We start from the raw sequence: 307 nt of genomic DNA, 5'->3' as shown, positions 1-307 counted from the left end.
GATGCAAATCCACCCATTCCCACGACCAAATGCGGCTTCACTTTATTGAGAACACCAAAAGCTTGAATTAAGGCATGCACCAAGTTGAATGGAGCCTTTAAAAGAGCAAGCTTGCCTTTGCCTCTTAGCCCGCTCACGCTAATGCCATAAAAGGGTATGCCCTGTTTCTCAATGACCGACTGCTCGAAACCACCATTAGATCCAAGCCAAGCAACATTCGCCCCTTGCTCTTGTAACTTTCTAGCCGTTGCAAGAGCAGGAAATACATGACCACCTGTTCCGCCAGCCATCATCAAATACGTTTTCA

General features: G+C 46.9%; 1 protein-coding gene. It reads right to left on the bottom strand.

Annotation, left to right across the window (positions count from 1 at the left end; all coding sequences use genetic code 11):
- Positions 1–307 (bottom strand): glycosyltransferase (locus A3738_RS10720; protein WP_197473801.1); only part of this gene is annotated, 307 nt, incomplete at both ends.

This window comes from Oleiphilus sp. HI0066 (assembly GCF_001635725.1).
This window is presented reverse-complemented; position numbering and strand designations above follow the sequence as displayed.